Source organism: Kordiimonas sp. SCSIO 12610 (assembly GCF_024398015.1).
Classification (GTDB): domain Bacteria; phylum Pseudomonadota; class Alphaproteobacteria; order Sphingomonadales; family Kordiimonadaceae; genus CANLMI01.
Genome location: NZ_CP073747.1, coordinates 1,966,923 through 1,990,617, shown reverse-complemented (window position 1 = coordinate 1,990,617; position 23,695 = coordinate 1,966,923). Strand labels below are relative to the sequence as shown.

Annotated in this window: 19 protein-coding genes; 14 read left to right on the top strand and 5 right to left on the bottom strand. The window is 45.5% G+C overall.

Translation table 11 applies throughout. From position 1 onward, the window contains the following. The first annotated feature begins 38 nt into the window (after positions 1 to 38). The 9 genes from dusB (at position 39) to hflX (ending at position 12,141) form a co-directional block, all read left to right on the top strand. Complete coding sequence (gene dusB, locus KFF44_RS09240; protein ID WP_255933582.1) at positions 39 to 1,043, top strand: tRNA dihydrouridine synthase DusB; 1,005 nt, start codon at positions 39 to 41, stop codon at positions 1,041 to 1,043. Continuing rightward, positions 1,043 to 2,155, top strand: coding sequence for a nitrogen regulation protein NR(II) (locus KFF44_RS09235; protein ID WP_255933580.1), 1,113 nt, complete (start codon positions 1,043 to 1,045; stop codon positions 2,153 to 2,155). Before dusB ends, KFF44_RS09235 begins: the two co-directional genes overlap by 1 nt. Positions 2,156 to 2,157: 2 nt before the next feature. Further along, on the top strand, positions 2,158 to 3,615 hold the full coding sequence (gene ntrC, locus KFF44_RS09230) for a nitrogen regulation protein NR(I) (protein WP_255933578.1): 1,458 nt from the start codon (positions 2,158 to 2,160) through the stop codon (positions 3,613 to 3,615). A 58-nt stretch (positions 3,616 to 3,673) separates the two neighbouring features. Then, positions 3,674 to 6,058 carry a PAS domain-containing sensor histidine kinase gene (locus KFF44_RS09225; protein ID WP_255933575.1) on the top strand — a complete coding sequence of 795 codons (2,385 nt, stop codon included), beginning with the start codon at positions 3,674 to 3,676 and terminating at the stop codon, positions 6,056 to 6,058. A gap of 23 nt (positions 6,059 to 6,081) precedes the next feature. After that, positions 6,082 to 7,482: a sigma-54 dependent transcriptional regulator gene (locus KFF44_RS09220; protein ID WP_255933573.1), complete on the top strand. Its 1,401-nt coding sequence runs from the start codon at positions 6,082 to 6,084 to the stop codon at positions 7,480 to 7,482. A gap of 30 nt (positions 7,483 to 7,512) precedes the next feature. Further along, a complete protein-coding gene (gene trkA / locus KFF44_RS09215; RefSeq protein WP_255933571.1) occupies positions 7,513 to 8,889 on the top strand; it encodes a Trk system potassium transporter TrkA in 1,377 nt (458 codons plus the stop codon). 89 nt (positions 8,890 to 8,978) lie between these two features. Further along, on the top strand, positions 8,979 to 10,376 hold the full coding sequence (locus KFF44_RS09210) for a potassium transporter TrkG (RefSeq protein WP_255933562.1): 1,398 nt from the start codon (positions 8,979 to 8,981) through the stop codon (positions 10,374 to 10,376). 152 nt (positions 10,377 to 10,528) lie between these two features. Further along, positions 10,529 to 10,774, top strand: a complete 246-nt coding sequence (gene hfq, locus KFF44_RS09205) for an RNA chaperone Hfq (protein ID WP_255933560.1) — start codon at positions 10,529 to 10,531, stop codon at positions 10,772 to 10,774. Further along, on the top strand, positions 10,774 to 12,141 hold the full coding sequence (gene hflX, locus KFF44_RS09200; protein ID WP_255933549.1) for a GTPase HflX: 1,368 nt from the start codon (positions 10,774 to 10,776) through the stop codon (positions 12,139 to 12,141). Before hfq ends, hflX begins: the two co-directional genes overlap by 1 nt. On the opposite strand, the gene mazG is transcribed toward hflX, so the two are convergent. Next, positions 12,142 to 12,969, bottom strand: coding sequence for a nucleoside triphosphate pyrophosphohydrolase (gene mazG, locus KFF44_RS09195; protein WP_255933542.1), 828 nt, complete (start codon positions 12,967 to 12,969; stop codon positions 12,142 to 12,144). 164 nt (positions 12,970 to 13,133) lie between these two features. Between mazG and KFF44_RS09190 the strand changes: the two genes are divergently transcribed. Beyond that, a complete protein-coding gene (locus KFF44_RS09190) occupies positions 13,134 to 14,105 on the top strand; it encodes a glycerophosphodiester phosphodiesterase family protein (RefSeq protein WP_255933537.1) in 972 nt (323 codons plus the stop codon). A gap of 71 nt (positions 14,106 to 14,176) precedes the next feature. Here KFF44_RS09190 and KFF44_RS09185 read toward each other — a convergent pair whose 3' ends face one another. Both KFF44_RS09185 and KFF44_RS09180 read right to left on the bottom strand, forming a co-directional pair. Next, the gene (locus tag KFF44_RS09185) at positions 14,177 to 15,136 is read right to left on the bottom strand and encodes an MBL fold metallo-hydrolase (RefSeq protein ID WP_255933530.1); all 960 of its coding nucleotides are present in this window, start codon (positions 15,134 to 15,136) and stop codon (positions 14,177 to 14,179) included. 21 nt (positions 15,137 to 15,157) lie between these two features. After that, positions 15,158 to 15,652: a MarR family transcriptional regulator gene (locus KFF44_RS09180; RefSeq protein ID WP_255933526.1), complete on the bottom strand. Its 495-nt coding sequence runs from the start codon at positions 15,650 to 15,652 to the stop codon at positions 15,158 to 15,160. A 230-nt stretch (positions 15,653 to 15,882) separates the two neighbouring features. Here KFF44_RS09180 and KFF44_RS09175 point away from each other — a divergent pair, with 230 nt between their 5' ends. Beyond that, complete coding sequence (locus tag KFF44_RS09175) at positions 15,883 to 16,320, top strand: TerB family tellurite resistance protein (RefSeq protein ID WP_255933516.1); 438 nt, start codon at positions 15,883 to 15,885, stop codon at positions 16,318 to 16,320. A 36-nt stretch (positions 16,321 to 16,356) separates the two neighbouring features. Here the strand turns inward: KFF44_RS09175 and KFF44_RS09170 are convergent, their stop codons facing one another. Then, positions 16,357 to 17,040, bottom strand: a complete 684-nt coding sequence (locus tag KFF44_RS09170; RefSeq protein WP_255933515.1) for an aspartate/glutamate racemase family protein — start codon at positions 17,038 to 17,040, stop codon at positions 16,357 to 16,359. Positions 17,041 to 17,055: 15 nt separating this feature from the next. Next, positions 17,056 to 17,988: a hypothetical protein gene (locus tag KFF44_RS09165; protein WP_255933505.1), complete on the bottom strand. Its 933-nt coding sequence runs from the start codon at positions 17,986 to 17,988 to the stop codon at positions 17,056 to 17,058. A 267-nt stretch (positions 17,989 to 18,255) separates the two neighbouring features. On the opposite strand from KFF44_RS09165, the gene KFF44_RS09160 reads away from it, so the two are divergent. Genes KFF44_RS09160 through KFF44_RS09150 form a run of 3 tightly spaced genes read left to right on the top strand, consistent with a single transcriptional unit; the run spans position 18,256 to position 23,691 of the window. After that, the gene (locus KFF44_RS09160) at positions 18,256 to 19,917 is read left to right on the top strand and encodes an amidase (RefSeq protein WP_255933503.1); all 1,662 of its coding nucleotides are present in this window, start codon (positions 18,256 to 18,258) and stop codon (positions 19,915 to 19,917) included. 42 nt (positions 19,918 to 19,959) lie between these two features. Next, positions 19,960 to 22,830, top strand: coding sequence for a pitrilysin family protein (locus tag KFF44_RS09155; protein WP_255933502.1), 2,871 nt, complete (start codon positions 19,960 to 19,962; stop codon positions 22,828 to 22,830). A gap of 33 nt (positions 22,831 to 22,863) precedes the next feature. Further along, a complete protein-coding gene (locus KFF44_RS09150) occupies positions 22,864 to 23,691 on the top strand; it encodes a sterol desaturase family protein (protein WP_255933501.1) in 828 nt (275 codons plus the stop codon). Positions 23,692 to 23,695 lie beyond the last annotated feature (4 nt).

Below are 23,695 nucleotides of genomic sequence, written 5' to 3'. Positions count from 1 at the left end.
TTTTCTGGCATAAGCATGCCTAATATTTAGGCACATTTATGAGTGAGTATTCTATGGCTCTTAACATTGGTCCGGTTGAAATAAAAGACCCAGTTATTCTTGCACCTATGTCTGGTGTAACAGATATGCCGTTTCGCCGCCTTGTCAAACGATATGGTGCGGGGCTTGTTGTTTCTGAAATGATTGCGTCTGATGCGATGATTCAGGCAACAAAACGCAGCCAGAAAATGGCAACCAATTGCGCTGAGGAATTTCCGATGTCAGTGCAGCTTGCGGGCTGTGACGGTTCCAAGATGGCAGAAGCAGCCCAGTTGAACGAAGACCGCGGTGCTGCGATTATCGATATTAATATGGGCTGCCCGGTTAAAAAGGTTGTGAACGGTCACGCAGGATCATCCCTAATGCGGGACCTTGATCATGCGGGTGAACTTATTCATGCAACTGTGAACGCGGTTTCGCTTCCTGTAACGCTTAAAATGCGTCTTGGTTGGGACGATAATAGTTTTAATGCGCCTGAACTTGCGAAAATAGCTGAACAAGCCGGCATTAAAATGGTTGTTGTCCACGGTCGTACGCGCTGTCAGATGTATAAGGGGCATGCGGACTGGAAGAAGGTTGGCATTGTTAAAGAGGCCGTTAAAAATATTCCGCTTATCGTGAACGGTGATATTAACAGTTTCGAAGACGCTGATATGGCACTTTCTGACTCTGGCGCTGACGGTGTGATGATTGGGCGTGGTTGCTATGGTAAGCCGTGGTTGTTGGGGCAGGTTATTCATTATTTGAATACGGGTGAGAAATTACCAGCACCCAGCCTTGAAGAACAGATGCATGTGGTTCTTGAGCACTACGAAGATATGCTTCATCATTACGGTGTTGATGCTGCTGTTCGAATAGCGCGGAAGCATTTGGGCTGGTACACTAAGGGGCTTCATGGCTCGGCTGAATTCCGTAATAGTGTGAACAAACTTGAAAATCCTGAAGATGTGAAGGAAGCCTTGAAAGGCTTTTATAGTCCGCTGTGTGAGCAATTGGCTGCTTGATGGTCAAAGCACTTCTTGAGGAAAACAACTTAAACATAGACCGGGAGGTGCTTGCTCACCTCTCTCAAGCGCTTTTGGTTGTTGACGCAAACAATATCATTGTCGAAATCTATGGATTTACAGAGCAGCTATTTGCGCGCAGCCGTGATTATTTTATTGGAAAGCCTGTAGATAAGCTCTCTGCTTTTGGTAATATTGTCGGTTCAATCTGTGACAGGGTTCGCGCTGATCAAAGTAGCTACAGCGCCTATAATATCCCTACCGAAGAACCATTAGGCGAAATTGAACTTATAGACTTTCATGCTATTGTTTTACTAATTGGTGACGATGTGCCGGTCAGCAATAACCAACATGTCCTTTTAACGGTACAGCCGAGAAAAATAAGTTCCTTTGTTGATAACCGTAATGATATCGTTGCTGCGTCCAGATCCTTGGGCGGTTTAGCGTCCATGCTCGCGCATGAGATTAAAAACCCCCTCTCTGGCATACGTGGGGCCGCACAATTAATTTCCCGTAAGGCAAGCAGTACTGACAAGCAACTTCCAGACATGATTGTGAAGGAAGTGGACCGGGTTAGCAAACTGGTTCAGCAATTAGAATCCTTCTCCGAAATTACTGCAAACAAACGCGAAGAAGTGAATATTCATGAAGTGCTGGATCATGTCCTTCGCGTAGCAATATCTGGTTTTGCCTCAAAGGCTAAAATAAAGTCTGTTTTTGATCCGTCACTTCCAACTGTGTCTGGCAACTTTGATTTACTGGTTCAGGTTCTGTTGAACCTTTTGAAAAATGCGGTTGAGGCAGGCGGTGAAACCGTTGAAATTATTGTTCGCACTCAGTTTAAGCATGGGATTTGGGTGGCTGATCACAAAGGGGGGCGTAAACGTGTTCCTGTTGAAGTGACCATTGAAGATAATGGCCCCGGTTTACCAGCCGATTTGGAGGGGCATTTGTTTGAACCATTTGTTAGTAGTAAAGAAGCGGGAACGGGATTGGGGCTTGCGCTTGTAGCGCGTTATATGAGCGAAATGAATGGTAATGTCTTATGTGAAAATGGCCCAAAATCCGGCGCTATATTTCACGTTCAAATGCCGCTTTATGAAAAGGAATAAGGATGTCTGATAAGCCAACAATCATAGTCGCGGATGACGATATGACAATTCGGATTGTTGTGGCTGAGGCGCTGCGTCAAGAAGGTTGGCAGATTGCAGAAGCGGCAGATTTGCCTGAACTTAAATCGCTATTGGAAGACGGTATTGGTGATGTTGTTGTAACCGACGTTTTGATGCCAGGCGGCAATGGACTTGAAGCTTTGCCTGAAATGATTGAGGCAAGACCAGATTTACCGTTTATAGTCATGAGCGCGCATAATACTTTATCGACTGCAATGGCTGCAACCGAACGCGGCGCTTTTGACTATCTTCCAAAACCTTTTGATCTCGACGAATTAACAGGCTTAATCAAGAAAGCGCTCGAGAGCGGTAAAAATACACAATATTCGACGTTAGACGTTGACGAAGACAATATTCTTATTGGGCGGTCGCCAAAGATGCAGGCTGTTTACCGCACGATGGCGAGGGTTGCCCAAACCGAATTGACTATTTTGATTTTAGGGGAAAGTGGTACGGGGAAAGAATTAGTTGCGCGTGCACTGCATACCTACAGCGCAAGAAAACATAACCCTTTTGTTCCAGTTAATATGGCAGCGATCCCCAAGGAACTGATTGAAAGCGAATTGTTTGGCCATGAGAAAGGGGCCTTTACAGGGGCCTCTACACGTACCCTTGGGCGGTTTGGCCAAGCCCGTGGCGGAACACTGTTCCTTGATGAAATCGGTGATATGCCGCTGGACGCTCAAACACGTTTGTTGCGCGTACTTCAGGAAGGGGAGTATCAAACTGTCGGCGGACACGCCAGCATTAAGACAGATGTCAGGATCGTAGCTGCGACCAACAAGGACTTAAAACGACTTGTAAGCGAAGGCGAATTCAGGGAAGACCTTTATTTCCGTTTGAATGTTGTTCCGATGATGCTTCCGCCGCTTCGTGAACGCGGTGATGACGTTGTTACCCTCGCTGAATATTTTTTAAAGAAAATCAATAAAGAGACATCGAGCCAAAAGAGTTTTAGCGATAGTGCTAAAAATATTATGCTGGATTATGAATGGTCAGGGAATGTGCGCGAATTAGAGAATACCGTTCAACGTATTTGCGCTTTGTACCCCGGTGATCAAATATCTGGCGTAATGGTAAAAGACGAGATCGACAGGTCTGTCGGCATTCAAACACGTGCAGAGTTTTCTGGGCAGATTATCGCTTCTGAAAGCCTCTCCGAGAGTGTGCGATTGCATCTGGATAAATATTTTGATCAGCATGAAGGAAGTTTACCGCCGGTTGGAATTTATCAACGCATTATCAGTGAGGTTGAGCGACCGCTGATTGAGAAAGCTCTCGAAGTTACAATGGGCAATCAATTAAAGGCTTCAGCGCTTCTCGGACTGAATAGAAATACGCTGAGGAAAAAGATTAGCGACCTTGAAATTCGCGTTCCTTCTAAGAGTGATTTGTCATAAGTTCATTTTAAGTGTGATATTTCTGGCACTATTGTGATAAATATGCATCATACACTTTATGAAGACTGATTCCAATCAAAGAGGCGCTCATGATAGTTCTGAGCGTGCTGGTAAAACTGAGGATACTCAGTTTATTGCAACATCCGCTTTTCCAAACAGGAAGTGGGCTAAGTTTGTAATTTTTGCCCGTAAATTCAAATTCAATATCCGTATTGAGGTAATTTTATCGGTTTTAGCGGTTGCTTCTGCCATTGTTACTTCGGTTGTAATGTCAACGAAATCTGCTCCGGTCGATATTACGGCGAGCCAAACCATGCGGGTTCTGCTTGTTATTAATCTTGTGCTCTTGCTCGGCTTGGGTGTTTCAATCGGACGATGGTTTGTAAAAACACGGTTTTCACGGAAGAGCGCAGCAGGTTCCAGATTACATACACGAATGACAACAGCCTTCATGGCTATTGCGATGATACCACCAATCATCATGGCGGTTTTCTCTTCCGTATTCATAGAGCGCGGCGTTCAAAATTGGTTTAATGAACCGGTAAAAGCTGCGCTTGGCAACTCCCTTGAAGTCGCGGATACATACGTCCTTGAGCATCGTGTGAATATTGAAAAAGATATGCTCGCGATTGCGTTTGTTTACAATCAATTGGGTATTAGTCAGCGCAGGGACCTTGAGTATATTCAATCATTGGCGGCTGAGGCATTGACCAGTCGAAATTTGAATGAAGTCCTGTTGATAGAAGAAGATAGTGAAGGGCAAGCTGCTGCAATAGCGCGTGCAAGTTTGAATCTGGAACTTACAACAAACAGGGTGCCAAGAAGTTTGATTGCAAGCGCCCAGAATGGCCCGCCGCAGATTGTTACAAATGATGCGGATAAAACAGTTATTGGCATTATGCGGATCGATGCGTTTTTAAACCCAACGTACCTTTATGTTGCACGTGACCTTAGCCCTAACGTTTTGCAATATTTGGAAGATACGCGAAATGCGGTTGCTGGCTATAATGTTTTGGAAAGCGAGCGTTCCAACATTTTGTTCCAATTCAATATCGTGTTTATAATGATTGCATTCCTGATTTTGTTAGCGGCTATTTGGGTTGGACTTTGGTTTTCAAGCAGGCTCGTAACCCCGCTATCAAACCTTGTGAATGCTGCGGAACGTGTGGGCGAGGGTGATCTTGATGTTCGTGTCCCTTATGTGGCGACACGCGATGAAGTTGGTACATTAAGTCGTGCCTTCAACCGAATGACGGATCAATTGGCAAAACATCAGGATGATCTACTGGAAGCCAACCTGGAACTTGATGATCGCAGACGTTTCCTTGAAGACGTCTTGGAAGGCGTTTCTGCTGGTGTCCTCGGCCTTCAGCATGATGAGAGTATATTCCTGCCGAACAGGTCTGCGGCCAAGCTTTTGGGCCTGGATATCGATGCGATGATGAAAAAGAAGCTTTCGGATGTTGTACCAGAGTTTTCGGAGATACTTCGGCAGGGTGAATTGTCATTACGGGGCGAAGCTCAAGGCCATGTCATTGTTGATGTCCTCGGTGAAAATCGAACATTCATGGTTCGGGTTTTTGTTGAGCACGCTGATGATAACTCCGTAAATGGGTATGTAGTGACATTTGATGATCTAACCGAACAGCTTGCGGACCAACGTACTGCTGCGTGGGCGGATGTTGCGAGGCGAATTGCCCATGAAATTAAAAATCCGCTTACTCCTATTCAGCTTTCTGCTGAAAGACTGAGGCGTAAGTATCTTCATGAAATTGAATCCGATAAACAAGTTTTCTCTAAGTGCACAGACACAATTATTCGGCAGGTGGGTGACCTGCGGCATATGGTTGATGAGTTTTCATCCTTTGCTCGGATGCCTGCACCGACGCTGAAGGAAACAGATGTTCTGGATATGGTGAAGCAGGCCGTATTCCTGCAGGATGTTGCATCACCAGATATTACGTATGAAACAGAATTCCAGCAATCGGTGAACACTATTCCATGTGATAGTCGTTTGATAGGTCAGGCTTTAACGAACCTCTTAAAAAATTCACTGGAGTCTATTCACAGTCGTATTGCTATCGATAAAGAAGAAGGCAGAGCTAGTGAAAAAGGCGTAATCAAGGTCTTTATTATACAAACCGCTGACCGCACGGAAATTTGTGTTGAAGATAACGGCAAAGGATTACCGCAAGATCAAAAAGATCGTTTGATGGAACCCTATGTCACAACAAGGACAAAGGGGACCGGGCTTGGCCTCGCGATTGTTAAACGGATTATGGAAGAACATGGTGGGTCAGCGCGTATTGCGGATAAAGAACCGCAAGGCGCTCGTGCATTGCTAACCTTCTCACACAAGGCATTATTGTCACGTGTCGAAAAAGCGAGCAATGCCGATGAGGAAATTAAAGATAATAAAATGCCGTATAGGGCAGCGGAATAAGATAGGTTAAGGAGTTTATATTAATGGCGCTTGATATTCTTATCATTGATGATGAGGAAGATATTCGTGAACTAGTAGCGGGTATTCTTGAGGATGAAGGATACGACACCCGTACCGCCAAAGATAGTGATACAGGGCTTTCTGAAATTGAAGCAAGATTACCTTCGCTTTTGATATTAGACGTTTGGCTTCAAGGCAGTAAGCTCGATGGTTTAGAGTTATTGGAATTATTAAAATCTAGATATAAAGAATTACCCGTCGTTGTTATCAGTGGTCATGGAAATATTGAAACCGCTGTTGCTGCAATTAAGAAGGGTGCTTACGACTTTATCGAGAAGCCATTTGAAGCTGATCAGTTGATCCTTACGATACAGCGCGCGACCGAGGCAGAGCGTTTGCGCCGTGAAAATGAAGAACTCAAGAAAAAAACAGCCTATACGGTTGATTTAACGGGGAGGTCATCGGCGATAAACACAATTCGACAGTCCATAGAAAAGGTGGCAATGACGAATAGCCGTATCTTAATTCAAGGCGCACCTGGCGCTGGCAAGGAAGTTGTTGCTCGTCAAATCCATGCTAGATCACATAGATCGAACGGTAATTTTATCGTGGTTGCTGCTGCATCTATGGAACCCCATAGAATGGAAGAAGAGCTTTTCGGTGTAGAACAAAATGGCGGGGTTGTTAAAACCGGACTTTTTGAAAAGTCACATGGGGGAACTCTATTTATTGACGAAGTCGCCGATATGCCACTCCCAACACAGGCAAAAATCCTACGGGCACTTACTGACCAATCGTTTGAGCGCGTCAATGGGAATACACGCGTTCGTGTGGATGTCCGTGTAATTTCTGCGACCAGTCGTTCCTTACTGGGGGAAATTGAGCAAGGCCGTTTTCGCGAAGACCTGTTCCATAGGTTAAATGTCGTGCCTTTGATGATGCCATCTTTGGCAGAGCGCCGCGAAGATATTCCAATGTTAACCCAGTATTTTCTGGATACCTTGGCTGCGGCCACCGGGCGCGCAAAACTATTAGTCTCCGAAGATGCAATGGCTGCGTTGCAAGCATATGATTGGCCGGGCAACGTACGGCAACTAAAGAATATTATCGAACGAGTTGTCATAATGGGACCTGAAAAGGACCAGAATGATATTGGTGTAGATCAATTGCCGATGGAAATCCGTTCTGGTTCAAGCAGTTTTCTACATAATAATTCCGATAATGCTATTATGTCGACCCCGCTTCGGGAGGCACGCGAGTCATTTGAAAGAGAATATTTAAAGGTTCAGATCAATCGCTTTAGCGGCAATATTTCAAGAACTGCCGCTTTCATCGGAATGGAACGATCCGCGTTGCACAGAAAGCTTAAGTCATTGGGGTTAAATAGTAACGAACGATCGCCATCACCTGAAAATGCTGAATAGAGTTTTCAGGTTTTGATGAGGGAAATATAGATGAAAGTTATTGTTTGTGGTGCCGGGCAGGTTGGTTTCAATATTGCCAAATATCTCGCAGAACAACAGAACGATGTGACTGTTATCGACAGATCACCTGAACTGATCAGAAAGATCAGTGAATCCCTTGATGTAAAGGCGGTTGTTGGCCACGCTTCTGATCCTCAGCAATTGGAAGTTGCTGGTGCTGACGATACAGAGATGCTGATCGCAGTTACCATATCGGATGAAGTGAATATGGTTGCTTGTCAGGTTGCGCATTCGGTTTTCAATATACCCACTAAAATTGCCCGTATTCGTAATCAGGTTTATTTAAAGCCAAAATGGCGTGATTTGTTTTCCCGCAGTCATTTGCCCATCGATGTGATCATATCACCGGAACTTGAAGTGGCGAGGGCGTTATTACGCCGAATTGAGGTGCCAGGCGCCTTTAATATGATGCCCTTCGTCGATGGAAAAGTAAGAGTGATCGGCTTATTGCTTGATGATAATTGTCCAGTCATCAATACACCACTTCGACAGCTGACAGAATTGTTTCCGAAACTGTTAACGACGGTGGTAGGGGTTGTACGCGGAGACAAAATATTTGTCCCACGTAGTGATGATACGCTGCACGTTGGTGACGCCATATATATAGCGGTAGATACCTCATTGACCGAGCGGGCGATGGCGGTTTTTGGTCATGAAGAAAAATCGGCTCAGCGGACCATAATCGTCGGCGGCGGTAATGTTGGGATGTTTCTTGCGCAATTGCTTGAGGAGCATAGCCCAAGCATGAATTTAAAAGTCATCGAGTATAATCAGGACCGGGCGAACTATGTTGCGGAAAAATTGAACTCAACAATTGTTATCAACGGTGATGCCCTTGACAGGGAAATTCTGCAACAAGCCAATATTGAACAAACAGACACAATAATTTCTGTGGCCGATGATGATGAAGTGAATATTTTATCGTCACTGCTTGCGAAACAACAAGGGTGCCAACGTTCAATAACTTTGATGAATAATCCGATATATGCAAATCTCGTTAATTCGATTGGTATTGATGTTGCCCTCGACCCGCGTGAAATGACGGTTTCTTCTATTCTCAGGCATGTTAGGCGCGGCCGTATCCGGGATTTACACAGTATTTGTGACGGACACGCTGAGGTTATCGAAGCCGAGGTGATAGCCGGCGCTGATATTGCTGGTAAAAAGATTGGTGAACTTCGGATGCATAGTGATGTTCGATTTGGTTTGATCGTCAGGGACGGGGAAACAATTGTACCGCACGCTGACACCCAATTAGAGCCGGGTGATAGGGTTGTATTGGTAGCGTTACTGGAAGCAGTGAAAAAGATCGAGCAGCTATTCTCCGCCAGAGTAGAAATGTTCTAACGCTTTATTTGAATTGCATAACACGTTCATAAATATATGCGAGATAGATTGTGTGGAAAGATAGACTATTCTATTTGATTGGATGTTGGGTGCTTTCTGTCACCTTACTGGAGATCATACCACTTGCATTTTCATATATTTACAGCGAAGCAGCGGTTTCAGCGGCTTTTAGCGCTTCGATTTTCTTTTCGTTACTTATTGGCGGGGGATTGTTCCTTGGTTTCCGCTCAAGCGCGCAAGTCCGAACGCCAGCGCTAACTATAGGGTTGCCAATTGTTGGAAGCCTTTCTATTGCGTTTGTTGCTGGGTTGCCTTTTTTCTTTATGTTTCCCGAACGCGGTATTTACGCGGCGTTTTACGAGGGCGTTTCGATGCTTACAACAAACGGAGCTAGCGCCTACGTAGGTAATATAGAGGGCTTTAAGTCACTAATAATATGGCAGGCATTAATGGTATGGCTGGGTGGATTTATTGCTATTGCATACACACTTTCTATCCTAACGGCTTTAAATAGTGGGGGGATTCAGCTTCATAGATCAAGCTTACCATTTGGCGAGAGTGATATCGGCTATCCTCGTTTGATCTCGATTTTCAAAACACTTTCAAACCTTTATGTCTTCATCACATCGATTTGCTGCCTGCTGCTTTTGATTGGTGGGTTGGGTTTTTTCGATGCTGTGATTTTCAGTATGATTACGATTAGCACGTCAGGCCTGACGAGTTTCAATGGCGGCGTCGTTCAGGGAACTATGCCACAGATCATTATCGCGATTTTCCTTGTTGTTGGCATGATGAATTGGGATTTTCTATATAGTCGGTTACGCAGCCGCGATTTGGCAATTTTTGATCATTTTGAATTTAAGTCGATCGTTGGCATTATTATCCTTAGTAGTGTGTTGCTTTTCTTTCAACTCGATGGTGACAATAGGCTCTGGAACGCGATCTTTCTTGCGATCTCGGCGTTATCAACCTCTGGAATTGGGGTTGCTAACGATGTTTTCAGTGAAGGCCATGCTTTACCAGTAGCGATAATCGTAATCTTTCTAGCGGGGCTCGGCGGTGCAGCGGCAAGTACAACGGGCGGATTAAAACAAATTCGTTTAGGAATATTGTTGACGCTTGCTAACGCAGAATTAAAAAGACTTGCGCACCCAAATAGTATCAGGGTTTTTAAATATAATAATGAGCCTATACAGCTTCGTGACATGGAAGCTGTCTGGCTAGCAGTTGGTGGTTTTGTTTTAACGATGGCCATTGGGTGTTTGGTGCTCGCAATTTTTGCTGTTGAATTCAAACATGCGGTTGCGCTTACATTCTCTGCGTTGACCTTGTCTGGACCGGTTGTTTTTATGATTGATCCAAATTTCTATGGATTTTCTGGCCTTCAAGACGTTGATTACGCCATTCTTTCCATATTGATGATAGTGGGCCGAATAGAAGTTTCGGTAATTTTTGCGTTACTTGCTAAAGCTTTTTGGCGAAGTTAACGCTTATCCTATTGACCTGACCTGATATTCTCTGACATAAATATCCACGCAGACGATAGTAGTAAGCGAGTGCGATAATTCGAACTTGTATGTCGATATTATCCGGCCTGTGAAAAATTATAACGAATAGAAAAGAAAAAACCGGACAGTCCATGTCAGAAAAAAATCAGAATCTACAGGACGTTTTTCTGAATTCAGTCAGAAAAACCAAAACTTCCGTCACTGTTTTCCTTGTGAATGGCGTTAAATTACAAGGTGTTATCACATGGTTTGATAACTTTTGTGTACTCTTACGTCGTGACGGTCACTCACAGCTTGTCTACAAGCATGCGATCTCAACAATTATGCCTTCTGGTCCTTTGCAATTGTTTGAGCCTGAGAAAGACTTAGAGGGTTAATGACAGATAAAACTGACGCGCTCCATCAAAATGGTGGGGGGTGGTCTACAGACGGACTTGGTTACCTGCAAAAGAAGGTTGCCAAGCAACGTGTGTTTGTCCTGTATCCATATTCAAAGACACAGTTAGACTCTGCATCCTTTGCACGGTCACCTGACGCGCGCCTTGAAGAGGCTATTGGGTTGGCTGCAGCAATTGATGTAGAATTGTTGGGCGGGGCTGCCGTTCCGTTGCGTTCAATCAAACCGTCGACATATATTGGTCAGGGCAAGATTGATGAGCTTGTTCAGGAAATCAAAATACAGGAAATCGACCTGATTGTTTTTGATTGTGAATTATCGCCAATCCAGCAACGTAACCTCGAAAAAGAGCTAAAATGCAAGATCATTGATCGTACTGCGCTTATTCTGGAGATTTTTGGCGCGCGTGCGAGCACGAAAGAGGGTGAGCTTCAGGTAGAACTGGCCCATTTAACCTATCAGCGATCAAGACTTGTTCGTTCATGGACGCACTTGGAACGTCAGCGAGGTGGGATGGGTTTTATGGGCGGCCCTGGGGAAACACAGATTGAATCTGACCGCAGGATTATTTCTGATCGTATCACACGGATTAAACGTCAGCTTGATAATGTGACACGCACGAGGACGCTGCATCGCTCTCGAAGGCAAAAGGCTCCGTACCCAATAGTGGCGCTCGTTGGGTATACCAATGCCGGTAAATCTACTTTGTTTAATCGATTGACGAACGCAGAAGTCATGGCCGAAGATATGCTATTTGCGACCCTTGACCCAACAATGCGGTCGGTTGAGTTGCCAAGCGGTCGGAAGGCAATATTTTCTGATACCGTTGGATTTATTTCCGAACTTCCAACATCGTTGGTTGCTGCCTTCAGAGCAACGCTAGAAGAGGTCTTGGAAGCTGACATTATCATTCATGTTCGTGATGCATCGCACCCGGACACCGATATTCAGCGCCATGATGTTGAGCTGGTTCTAAAAGAGCTAGGCGTTGATATTGAAAGCGAAACCGTCGGTACACCGATTATTGAAGCCCTCAATAAGCTCGATCTTCTTTCAGAAGATCAACGGCTTGAACTAGAGAACCGCGAATATCGCTTGCCTGATTACTGTGTGATTTCTGGCCTGACAGGACAAGGCTGTGAAGGGTTGATTGGTGCAATTGATGAAATACTTAGTAAAGCAGATCAACACCTAACGCTTCATATTCCCTATAGTGATGGCGCAACACAAGCGTGGTTACATGCAAATGCGAATATAATCAAAGAAGAAGTGGGTGATGATGGTATCACTTACGAATTTACTGTTGATCCGATTGCTTGGGCACGCCTTGATTACAAGGCTGATTAACTAAGGCCTGCTTTTCTCAGCTTCCTTTACCTTATCCCAAAGCGCGTCCATTTCATCTAGAGTTGACTGCTCAGGTGTTTTACCCAGTTTCTGAAGTTCTGATTCTACACCATTGAAACGTCTTGTGAATTTTGCGTTGGCTGTGCGAAGTGCTTCCTCTGGATCAATTTTTAGGTGACGGGCCAGATTGCACATCACAAACATCAAGTCACCAAATTCTTCTTCGATATGTTCTGTATTATTTGGTAGTGATGTGGCCTCAATAAGTTCGCGTGTTTCCTCTTCTAATTTATCCAGAACCTGTAGCGTCTCAGGCCAGTCAAAGCCAACCCGTGCAGCACGTTTCTGAAGTTTGACAGCCCGCTGAGTTGCTGGAAGCGATATGCTAACGCCGTCCAGGGCTGATGGTGTACGGCCTTCTTTCTCGGCTTTTTCTTTACGCTCTTTGGCTTTCTGGGTTTCCCATGCATTTGTCTGGGCGTCTGCATCTTCTATTGTACCACCACCGAATACATGGGGATGGCGCCTTATCATTTTGTCAGAAATATTTTCAACGATATCATCGAAGGTAAAATGACCAGCTTCACTTGCCATTTGACTGTGGAAGACTGTTTGAAACAACAGGTCGCCTAGTTCGTCCCTAAGGGCTGACATGTCATCGTTTCGAATGGCTTCATCCACTTCGTAGGCTTCTTCGATCGTATAGGGAGCAATTGATTTGAAATCTTGCTCGATATCCCAAGGGCACCCGGTATCAGGATCACGGAGCTTTGCCATAATATCCAGTAGGTCGCTGATTTCGTAATTTTTATGGGAGTTGCCTGCCATCGTTATTTTCCCTATACCCAAGCTATAAATGGGGCCGTGAAATACAGCCACGAAATATATATGCAATATTTTGATGTATTTAATGCTCATCAATATTGCAATTCCCAGCCGTTGTTAAGGGGCGTGGGAATTTAATTCGCTTTGACAAATATGGGGTCGACAATATGCGTTATCTTCGCAACTTTCTGATTGCATTTCTTTTTACCCAGACTTTGGTTACAAATGCCCTTTTGGCGGCTGAGGATACTATTGAAATTCTCGGCGATGATGTCCCGCGTCATTACATTTCGATACCTGAAGGGAAGTTGCCGCAGTTTCTTTCGTGGCATCCTGTTCGTATCCCCTTTGTAAGCGCGCATCGCGGCGGCCCTATGCCGGGGTATCCCGAAAATGCAATTGAAACATTTGATCATGCCCTTAAATACGGCCCCGCACTGATCGAACTGGATATTGTTCAGCTTAAGGACGGTACCTTGGTTTTGATGCATGATGATACGTTGGACCGGACGACCACAGGAACAGGAAATATCAAAGAAAAAACCTGGGACGAGATCAAAGATCTGTATCTCAAGGATAATGATGGGAACGTTACCAAGTTTCGAATTCCAACCTTAGAACAAACCCTTTTGTGGGGTAAGGGCAGGGCGCTCCTTAACCTTGATTTCAAACGCGGTACAGATTTTAAGAAGGTCGCTGATTTGATCAGAAAAACGGGTAGTATCGATCATGTTATTGCGATTTCCTATAATATGGGAATGGCCAAGGCACTGCATAGCGCGCACCCTGACATGGCGATGTCGGTTTCAATCAATGACCTTGATGATATTAAAGAAATCAAGGAAAGTGGCCTGCCGCTTGACAGATTGGTTGCCTGGACAGGGCTTCGGGAGCTGGACGCTTCCGTTTACAAAGCCATTCATGATGAGGGTTGGTTGGCTACGATTGGCACGCTTGGTTTTGATGAAAGAGGGATTGATAACCAGATTATCGCTTCTGGCAATGAAGAGCGCTACCAAGAGCTTGTCATTAAAGGCGGTGATATCCTCGCGACAGACCGCCACTGGGCTGTGCAGAAGGTTATCCGTAATCCGAATTTCTTCTACTTTGTTAGATCACCAAAACGTTCTGTTCGCTAAGATGATCGGTTAATAACGAGTAGCAAAGGGCATATGCTATAAAGAACGTGCCCTTTACTATCTTGGTAGGCTTATTCATTACACCAGTTAGGTGGTTGCTTGCCCTGCGGGGTTGCCGGATGTGGGAATAGTGTAAAATCCTGAAATTCTTTTACGACGAGCTCATCGCTCATATCGTTTAATGCGATTCTGATCCGATTAAGGATGTCAACAGGCAAAGCAAGTTGATGCTCGTTCTCCCGAGACTTCTGGTTGAATGGAAAGGCCGTGTTTGAGTTGCTCGGTAGTTCAATATGCCCGCCAAGCAACCATTTGATATCTTCTTTTTCAGCATATTCAATAATTCGATTGAGCGATTGCATGTATGTATCTGCTTTTGCACACTGGAAATATAGTTTTCCTGGATAAATCATATCGCCGCTAAACAGGATATCATTCATAGGGTCATGAACCATAACATGTGAGGGATGATGCCCCGGCGTCGGAATTACTGTGATACTCCGACCGCCCAATTCAAGGCTGGCCAGATCAGTCGGCCAATCGGCTATACTAAAAAACTTGGCGACCTCCTCAGGTTTGTGACCAACTACAATAGTGTTAGGGCGTGATTTGAAGGCGTAATCATTACCGACATGATCACCGTGTCCATGTGAATGCATAACAATCAGTTCAATACTGGATTTCTGGTTAGCTGATAGCCATATATCAATTTCCCTGTCAATAACACGTCTCAGGCTTGTGCTTTTAACCCCTGTATCAATCAGAACCGCCTTATCCATTCCGAAGATAAGATACATAAAGGGTGCTTCAAATGTATCCCTGAGCGATTGGCGAATTACAAGAGTATTTGCGTCAATGCTTTGAACATGAAAATCCGGTTCATTGGCTTGTTGTCCTGCGCGCCAAGTCTCAAAGGAAAATGGAGTTGGCGTATCGTTTTGGAGCAACGGTAAGGCAGATATCTGGTTGGTTGCAGGTATGATCATACCTGAAAGTAATGCTGCTATACTGATCGTTTTCATATGTTTCATTTTTTCCTCGCTGTTTGTTGTTTATGTAGTTGATTGTGATTGTATTCGAGAGAGAAGGGGCCTGTTCTGCAAGAGATCAATGGCCCTCACTGCAAGCTTTGAAAGGTCGCACCCAAGTTCGTCAAAGAGCTCAAGGAACGCAGCCTCGGCTTCAATGAGACGGGCCTTCAACGCCTTATATTGTTCATGGCCTTTGGGAGTTAGTTGAATAATTTTTCTGCGTTTATCAACAGGATCGGGTACACGTTCAACAACGTTCAGGTCGAGCAAAAGGTCGATACGCTGCGTGACTAACTGATGGGGTTGATTAAGCGTTTTGGCGATGTCGGCAACAGTTAGCTTTTCATTGTCACCGATGAGAAGGATAGAAGATACGGCTCTTGAGGGGAACTCAATGTCGACATCAGAGAGAATGTCTTCACCTTGCATTACAACAAGTTCTACGAAACGTTCCCAAATGTTGGCGACGAACGCGGCCTGCAGCGGATGGCCATCGATGTAAGTGTTTTTCTGCATATGGTTACCTATTAATACAATTAATTGTACAAATAATTGTATTAATAGGTTTGTCAAGCTGGAAGATCGTAAGGTTGACTATAAAATCCTATGCTCTGTAGCAAGTGTTGGTGTTTTAAGTCAGGGAAATTATGTTCACGTCATGTTGACTGCACTATTGTTAATCTTGTGAATGTAGCTGCGGCTGCTATAGATTAGTTGAATTACTAAACATCTTCATGAGGATAGATATGTGGGGAAAAGTTTCTGAGCTATTGGGGTTGGGTAATGAGAGCACTACCAAGGCCAACGAGTTGCATTTGGCTACCGCTGCACTGATGGTGCATGTGTCATTGGTCGATGACAACTTTACGGCTGAGGAACGTTCGCAACTTCTTGAAAACCTTCAGACTCGTTTTCATATATCTCAGGATGATGCAGAGCAAATCCTGAAGGATGCTGAAGCTGAACAGAAAGATACGACCTGTCTGTATCGCTTTACAAAAGTGATTACGGGTGAGTTGGATCAGGACGGTCGGCAGCAGATTATTAAGCTCTTGTGGCAGGTAGCCTTTGCTGACGGGCATATTGATGATTTTGAGAAAAATATCATTGCCAAGGTTGGCGGCCTTTTGGGGGTTTCAGCAAAAGACCGTATTGCCCTTAAGCACGAGGTTGAAGCAGCCTAATAGCCGCACATAATATCCGGTTAGTGACTTTAGCTATCAATTATTGATGCCTGAAACTGATGCCTGAAACAGGGCCTCTATATGAACCTTTGCACTATCAAGCACTGGAAAGTCTGGATTGGCCCCTTCGAACGCCAGAAACAGATCGGTTCCGGCTAAAATGATTTGCTCGACACCCATATTTCTATGCATATCTTCGCCAACCTTGAAAAACAGGTCTTTATGGGCGTCGCTCGCGAAACCCTGACCAGCCATTTCGATGTAGGCGCTGTGGACCTGTTCCATCGTATGCTCATCAACGTTTGCGAATTCCATATCAGGCATACTGTCATAAAGATTGGTTTTGGTGACACCAAGTGATCCAAGGAGGCCCACTTTTCTGACGTCTTTCGTTTTCAATGCGTTTTTGAGCGCGGGCAGTGCATTCAGAATAGGTAAGGGGGAGATTGCGATCGTCTCCTCAACACAAAAATGGCCTGCCATAGACGTAATCGCGGCAGCGTCACAGCCTGCATTTCTAAGCCTCTCCAGATAGGTCAAGAAGATTTCTGCCTGAGCAGTACGGTTGTCCCGCATCATGTTACCAATCAGAATATCCGTATGGGCATGCACAATCGTCAGTTCCATCCGGTGATCGGTATTTTTATGCGCTTCGACGAGACCACGATAATAGAATTCGGTTGCGGCTGGGCCGATGCCGCCAATTAAACCAATATGCATAAATGATCCTGTTTTCTATGACTGTGGTCGAAACGTATCAATGATCTTCGCATCAACCCAGAACACATCGCCGCCTTGCGAATAGAAGAAATATTTACCGTCAGGTGTTACCATGGGGCAGAAATCAATTTTATCCGAATTGATTTTGTCACCCATGTGAATATCCTTGCCCCAACTTCCGTCAGTTTGCTTGAAGCTGATGTATAAATCACCGCGCCCCATATCGTCAGTGCGTCCGTATGATACGTGGATAAGATAGTCTTCATCTGGTGATACGAAAATATCCCCTTCACCGTTTTTAGAGTTTACATTAGGGCCAAGATTAACCGGCTTTTCAAAAATCCCCGGCGATACATATTGTGCGCGGTAACTATCCCGGCTACCCAAACTATCGCCGTGGTCAGATGTGTAATAAAGGCTGCCATCACCGACAATCGCTGGATAGTAGTCAGGGCCTTGTGTGTTGATTACATTTGATAATGCTTTTGGTACACCCCAGCCACCCTCTGCTCGGTCAACATACCATAGGTTATATTCTTTCTCAGGATAACCCTCTAGCGGGCGGTCACTGATGAAATAAAGGCGTGACCCATCAGGCGAGAACATCATATCTGCATCACGGTTGTCGGGGTGTGTTTTTGAAAACGACACCATTTCAGGTATAGACCAACCATTTTCGGTGCGATGCATAGAGAAAATTTTGAATTTCTTATTGATTTCCCGGGTGAAGAAAAATTCTTTTCCGTCATTGGAAAAAACGGCGTTCAATTCAAATGCGGCATCGGTAGAGACAACGTCAGGCGCAAATTTTTCCGGCGTTAGGCCTGGTGTTTCCTTCATAATATATTGATCGGCAGTTATGGGGCCTGTCAGGCTAACTGCGAAAAGCGTTGATAATGAAAAACCAATTGTTTTCAAACCGGAAGTCGCTGATTTTGATTGTGACATGATTTATTCCCCTCAGTGCGATGCGATCGTTAAAAATGCACAGTAATTATCCTATAGACCACCAACCGAATGGTAAAAAAGAATATTCTGATAGTCTGAATGATTAAACTGATCAGAAGTCTGTGATCTCAGCTTTACATGCCTAACTGTGCGGCCTAAGCTTTGGTTGATTTCGGGAGGGTAATATTGGTGCTGTAACTGTAAGCAAAACAGTCAGCACAGATCTTATTCAAAAATTTAATACTAAAGCGTAAAAGGGGTAAGTCCATGAAGCAGTGGCTTTTGGCAGGCGTCGCATCATTATCGATTGTTGCATGTTCATCAGAATCAACCGATCAAACTTCGAACCAGTCAGCTGGTGAAACAGATATTACTTATACGGAAGCAGCCGTCGAAACACCGAGCTATGTACCAACGGGTATGCTCGCGAAAACACTGCCAGAGATCGCGGCAGCGCTTCAGGCTGGCGAGGTAACATCAGAAGAATTGGTGCAAGCCTATCTTGACCGGATTGAAAAGGTTGACCGCTCTGGACCGACCCTTCACAGCGTAATTTCGGTTAACCCAGACGCTCTTGCGGACGCGCAGGCGTTAGACGCAAAACGCGCTGCGGGTGAAACACTGGGGCCGCTTCATGGTGTTCCAATCCTTCTAAAGGATAATATCGAGTCCAAAGATAACATGGCGACAACAGCAGGTGCGCTTGCGCTTAAAGACAATATTACGGGCCGTGATTCCCCGCTTGTCGCAGGGCTGCGTGCAGCTGGTGCAATTATTCTGGGTAAAACAAACCTGAGCCAGTGGGCGAATTTCCGCTCTAACGACTCTATGAGCGGATGGACTGCAATGGGCGGTCAGGTTCGTAACCCACACCAGCTTGATCGTAACCCATGCGGGTCAAGTTCTGGTTCGGGCGCTGCGATGGCAGCTTCACTCGCGGCTGGTACCGTGGGCACTGAAACAAACGGTTCCGTTATTTGCCCATCGAACGCAAATGGTATCGTGGGCTTTAAACCAACTGTTGGCCTTGTGTCGCAGCAATATATCGTGCCGATTTCCTCGTCTCAGGATACAGCAGGCCCAATGACCAAAACGGTTAAGGGCTCAGCCATGATGTTGAACGCCATGGCGACAGGTGAAGCCAAGACCGATTATGTATCAGGCTTGGATGCAGATAAGTTTAAAGGCGCTCGGGTTGGGGTGCTTCGCTACTCTGTTGGTGGAAATAAGGATATTCAGGAACGTTTTGAAGCGGCGCTTGAAGTCTTGAAAGCACAGGGGGCAGAGCTTGTTGAAATTACCGAAGGTCCATCATTCCCTGATGGTTTTGGTCGCCATGCACGTAACGTTCTGATGTATGAGTTTAAGACAACAGTGAATGAGTATTTAGCGGACTCCGCCGAGGCCGTTAAAACGCGTACACTCAAGGATGTGATGGCGTTTAACATTGAGAATGCTGATATTGAGCTCGCACTCTTTGACCAGAGCCTCTTCGATGCGTCGCAGCCGCTCGGTGATCTGAATACACCGGAATATATCGAGGCGCGTGATACAGTACAGAAGGCTATGCGCGAAGATGGGATCGATATGCTGCTTTCAAAGCATAATGTCGATATCCTTGTTGCACCATCCGGACCGGTTGCATCACGTGTTGACCCAATTAACGGCGATGTTTGGCCAAGCTTCCCTGGTGCTGGCTCGATGGCAGCTATCGCTGGATATCCGAATATTACGGTACCTATGGGTACAATCCACGGCATGTCTGTTGGGATTTCCTTTATGGCCGCTAAGGACGAAGATGCCAAAGTTCTCTCTTATGGGTACGCATACGAGCAGGCAACGAACCTTCGCGCAGAGCCACAGTATTTGAAAACGGCTGAAGACCAAGCGGATATCGCCAAGGCGATGAAAGGTTATGTGAACCAGTAGGTTCATAATACACATAAAACATAAAGACATGAGGAAAGCGTAATGAAAATCAAATTTATAGCAGCAGCTAGTGTGCTTGCACTCTGTACCGCTTGCGGCGAGCAATCTGCTCCAACGGAGCAGGAAAATGAAGCTGCGGTTCAAGCGATAACAGACGCTGCTTCTGAAATTGCTATTGAATATGAAAAATTTACGCTTTCTAATGGGTTGGAAGTTGTTCTTCATGTTGATCGTTCTGATCCGATTGTTGCCTTCACTACTGTTGTTCATGCTGGCAGTAACCGGGAAAAGGTAGGGCGTACAGGCTTTGCGCACTTCTTTGAGCATATGGCCTTTAACGATTCTGAAAACGTCCCGCGCGGCTGGAACCGAAAGGCAATTCCCGATTGGGGTGGGCAACGAAACGGCGGAACCTGGAGCGACGGGACAATCTATTATGAAGTCGTACCGAAGGATGCGTTTGATAAAATCATGTGGATTGATAGTGACCGCCTTGGTTACATGATCAATACTGTTACCACAGCGGCCCTAGAGCGCGAAAAACAGGTGGTAAAGAACGAGAAGCGTCAGCGGGTGGATAATGCACCTTATGGCTACACCCAAGAAGTAATTAGAAAGGCACTTTATCCCGAGGGGCACCCTTATAACTGGACGGTTATCGGCTCCTTGCCGGACTTACAGGCTGCAACGCTTGAAGACCTCCGTGAATTTTATGATCAATATTACGGCGCTGGTAACGCAACACTTGCCATCGTTGGTGATATTGACATCGAGGAAACCAAGGCAAAGGTAGAACGTTGGTTTGGCGAAATTCGCAAAGGCCCTGACGTAGAACCACTTCCCGCAATGCCTATCGAGCTAAGTACAGATAAATCCCTTTATTTTGAGGATAACTTCGCCAAACTTCCTGAGCTTCGTATCACTTTTCCAAGTGTTGAAGGATATCACGAAGATGAAGTTGCTTTGAATGTTTTGGCACAATTGATTGCCGGAAGTAAGAATTCTGTGCTCTATAAGAAAATTGTAGAAACAGAAAAACTCGCACCCGGTGTGTCTGCCTTCAATAACAGTATGGAAATTGCGGGAGAATTCGTTTTCCGTGTACGGGGAAACGCAGGCACTGACCTTGATAGTGTATACAATGCGCTTAACGCTGCCCTAGTTGATTTTGAAACTAACGGTGTTGACAAACGTGATCTCGCACGCATTAAAGCGGAGCAGGAAAATGCGCTCTATGGCGGGATTGCGACAGTTCTTGGCAAAGCCAATCAGATGGCGAGTGATAACGAATTTGCCGGCGACCCAGCCTATGCGATTAAGGCAGCTGCGAAAATCAATGCATTAACAGCGAATGAAATCGTTCGCGTTTATGAGAAATATATTAAAGGCAAGCCCTCCATCATCACGAGTTTTGTCCCCAAAGGACAAAGTGACCTGAGCGTTGAGGGGGCTGAGCTGGCAACTGTTTGGATTGAAGAGGTGAAGGTTGGCGCCGCGAATGAGGAGGTCAGTCAGGGCGCGGAAGCGGAATATGCCAAAACACCGAGTAAATATGATCGTTCTGAACCGCCGTTCGGCGAACTGCCACTCGTTAAAATGCCTGATGTATGGGAGGCAGCGCTTCCCAATAATGTTCGGCTGCTCGGCATTGAAAACAATGAAGTTCCTCTTGTTAATTACGAGCTTGTAATCGAGGGCGGCGGAATGTTTGACCCCTTGGAGAAGAAGGGTCTGTCAAGCATGCTCGCAGGTTTAATGAATGAAGGAACTGCAAATCGCACCGCTGCTGAGCTCGAGCAGGCGATTGGTCTTTTGGGTGCAGGCATTAATGTAAGTGCGGGCCAGGAAGAGATTGTGATCAGCGTATCAACGCTTGCCAAAAACTTTGAAGCGACGGTCGATTTGGTTCATGAAATACTTATGTCGCCCCGCTTTGATGTGGATGGATTTAACCGCGTAAAATCAGCGACATTGACATCCGTGAAAGGCCGGGAAGCGCAGCCCCGTGCTATCGCAGCCCTTAATTTCAGAAAGTTGGTTTATGGTGATCAGCACCCGCTTGGCTTTGCACAAAATGGTACGGTTGAGACGGTATCTTCGATTGAGCTTGGTGATGTTGAGGCCTTGCATAAGTCAATTTTTGCTATGCCTGCCAGCATCAATATTGCGGGTGATATCGATAATGAACGTGCGGCAAAGGCACTGACGAAATTAGCTGAAGCCTTCATAGGCGATCGGATCGACACACCGAAGTATAACATTCCAGATCAATCACTGAATGCAGGAAAAGTGTTCTTCATCGACGTGCCAGGCAGTAAACAGAGTGTTCTAAATATTGGCCGCTTGACGGTATCAAGCCTCGATAGCGACGCTAATAAGCTTGATTTCACCAATGAAAAACTTGGCGGCGGTATCAGCGGCGACCTCGCACAGACCTTGCGGATTGAAAAAGGGTATACATACGGGGCTTTTTCGAGTGTGTTGAGCGGAAAAGTTCAGCAGCCTTTTGTTGCAAGTACAAGCGTACGTGCGAACGCCACCAAAGCATCATTGGAGATCATCCGTGATATGATTGCAGGCTACGGCCGTGATTATTCAGAAGAGGGTGTCCAGACAACCAAGCAAAAACTGGTGAAAGAAAACACGCGCGCCTTCGAAAGTTTGCGTGCGAAACTCGGCACGCTTCGCAACATATCAAAATACGGTAAAAGCAAGAAATATGTTGAAGAGGACCAGCAGGAACTGCTTGCGATGACGCTAAACGATTTTAAGGCAACAGCTGATCGGTATCTTGTTGAGGAACAGATGATTTATCTGGTCGTAGGTGATAAAGCCACGCAGTTTGGTCCCGTGAACGAGTTTGCTGGCGGCAATGTTGTCGAGCTTGATATTTACGGAAATGTTATCGAGTAGTTATCGGTTTCGCCTCGTTAACCCTGAAAGTTTATGTTTATAGACGCAAATGAAACGATTATCAGGTTAAGCGCATTTCTGAGTGTGCTTTGCTTGATGGCTATACTGGAGGCAGTGTTTCCGCGCCGCGTGCGAAACTTACCGCGAGGTGGGCGTTGGTTTACCAATTTGGGCCTTGTGGTCTTGAATTCTATGGCCTTGCGCCTGCTGGTGCCTTATGCAGCGACTGAGGCAGCGCTTTGGGCGAATAAGAATGGTTGGGGGCTTTTATCCCTAATTTCACTCCCAATGTGGCTTAAAGTCATTATTTCGGTTTTCCTGTTAGATATGCTGATCTACTGGCAGCACGTGTTTATGCATAAAATTCCGCTGCTTTGGCGCCTGCATAAGGTTCATCACGCGGACCGCGACCTTGATGTAACATCAGGCCTGCGATTTCACCCACTCGAGATTGTTATTTCAATGATCTATAAAATCCTGTGTGTTTTCCTTATTGGTGCGCCTGTGATTGCTGTAATATTATTCGAGGTTATCTTGAATGCAGGGGCTCTGTTTAACCATGCTAATCTCAAGCTCCCGTTAGGGATTGATCGCCTGCTTCGACGTGTAATTGTTACCCCAGATTTTCACCGGGTGCATCATTCAGTAAAGCAAAGCGAGACCAACAGTAATTATGGTTTTTTTCTCACGGTATGGGATTTTATCTTCCGATCATACACGCCAAATCCAATGAATGGTCATGGTGGCATGACAATTGGCCTCATTGAGTATCAAAGCGAACGCCCAGCCAACCTTATTTGGTGTCTTATCGTACCCTTTATGAAGCCTAAGACACCGAAAAGTACAGATAATGAAGAATAAAGCG

What these genes read in the sequence shown, in the direction of transcription:
- dusB (WP_255933582.1), top strand. Translation starts at nt 39, where the DNA reads ATGAGTGAGTATTCTATGGCTCTTAACATTGGTCCGGTTGAAATAAAA.
- KFF44_RS09235 (WP_255933580.1), top strand. Translation starts at nt 1,043, where the DNA reads ATGGTCAAAGCACTTCTTGAGGAAAACAACTTAAACATAGACCGGGAG.
- ntrC (WP_255933578.1), top strand. Translation starts at nt 2,158, where the DNA reads ATGTCTGATAAGCCAACAATCATAGTCGCGGATGACGATATGACAATT.
- KFF44_RS09225 (WP_255933575.1), top strand. Translation starts at nt 3,674, where the DNA reads ATGAAGACTGATTCCAATCAAAGAGGCGCTCATGATAGTTCTGAGCGT.
- KFF44_RS09220 (WP_255933573.1), top strand. Translation starts at nt 6,082, where the DNA reads ATGGCGCTTGATATTCTTATCATTGATGATGAGGAAGATATTCGTGAA.
- trkA (WP_255933571.1), top strand. Translation starts at nt 7,513, where the DNA reads ATGAAAGTTATTGTTTGTGGTGCCGGGCAGGTTGGTTTCAATATTGCC.
- hfq (WP_255933560.1), top strand. Translation starts at nt 10,529, where the DNA reads ATGTCAGAAAAAAATCAGAATCTACAGGACGTTTTTCTGAATTCAGTC.
- hflX (WP_255933549.1), top strand. Translation starts at nt 10,774, where the DNA reads ATGACAGATAAAACTGACGCGCTCCATCAAAATGGTGGGGGGTGGTCT.
- mazG (WP_255933542.1), bottom strand. Translation starts at nt 12,969, where the DNA reads ATGGCAGGCAACTCCCATAAAAATTACGAAATCAGCGACCTACTGGAT.
- KFF44_RS09190 (WP_255933537.1), top strand. Translation starts at nt 13,134, where the DNA reads ATGCGTTATCTTCGCAACTTTCTGATTGCATTTCTTTTTACCCAGACT.
- KFF44_RS09185 (WP_255933530.1), bottom strand. Translation starts at nt 15,136, where the DNA reads ATGAAACATATGAAAACGATCAGTATAGCAGCATTACTTTCAGGTATG.
- KFF44_RS09180 (WP_255933526.1), bottom strand. Translation starts at nt 15,652, where the DNA reads ATGCAGAAAAACACTTACATCGATGGCCATCCGCTGCAGGCCGCGTTC.
- KFF44_RS09175 (WP_255933516.1), top strand. Translation starts at nt 15,883, where the DNA reads ATGTGGGGAAAAGTTTCTGAGCTATTGGGGTTGGGTAATGAGAGCACT.
- KFF44_RS09170 (WP_255933515.1), bottom strand. Translation starts at nt 17,040, where the DNA reads ATGCATATTGGTTTAATTGGCGGCATCGGCCCAGCCGCAACCGAATTC.
- KFF44_RS09165 (WP_255933505.1), bottom strand. Translation starts at nt 17,988, where the DNA reads ATGTCACAATCAAAATCAGCGACTTCCGGTTTGAAAACAATTGGTTTT.
- KFF44_RS09160 (WP_255933503.1), top strand. Translation starts at nt 18,256, where the DNA reads ATGAAGCAGTGGCTTTTGGCAGGCGTCGCATCATTATCGATTGTTGCA.
- KFF44_RS09155 (WP_255933502.1), top strand. Translation starts at nt 19,960, where the DNA reads ATGAAAATCAAATTTATAGCAGCAGCTAGTGTGCTTGCACTCTGTACC.
- KFF44_RS09150 (WP_255933501.1), top strand. Translation starts at nt 22,864, where the DNA reads ATGTTTATAGACGCAAATGAAACGATTATCAGGTTAAGCGCATTTCTG.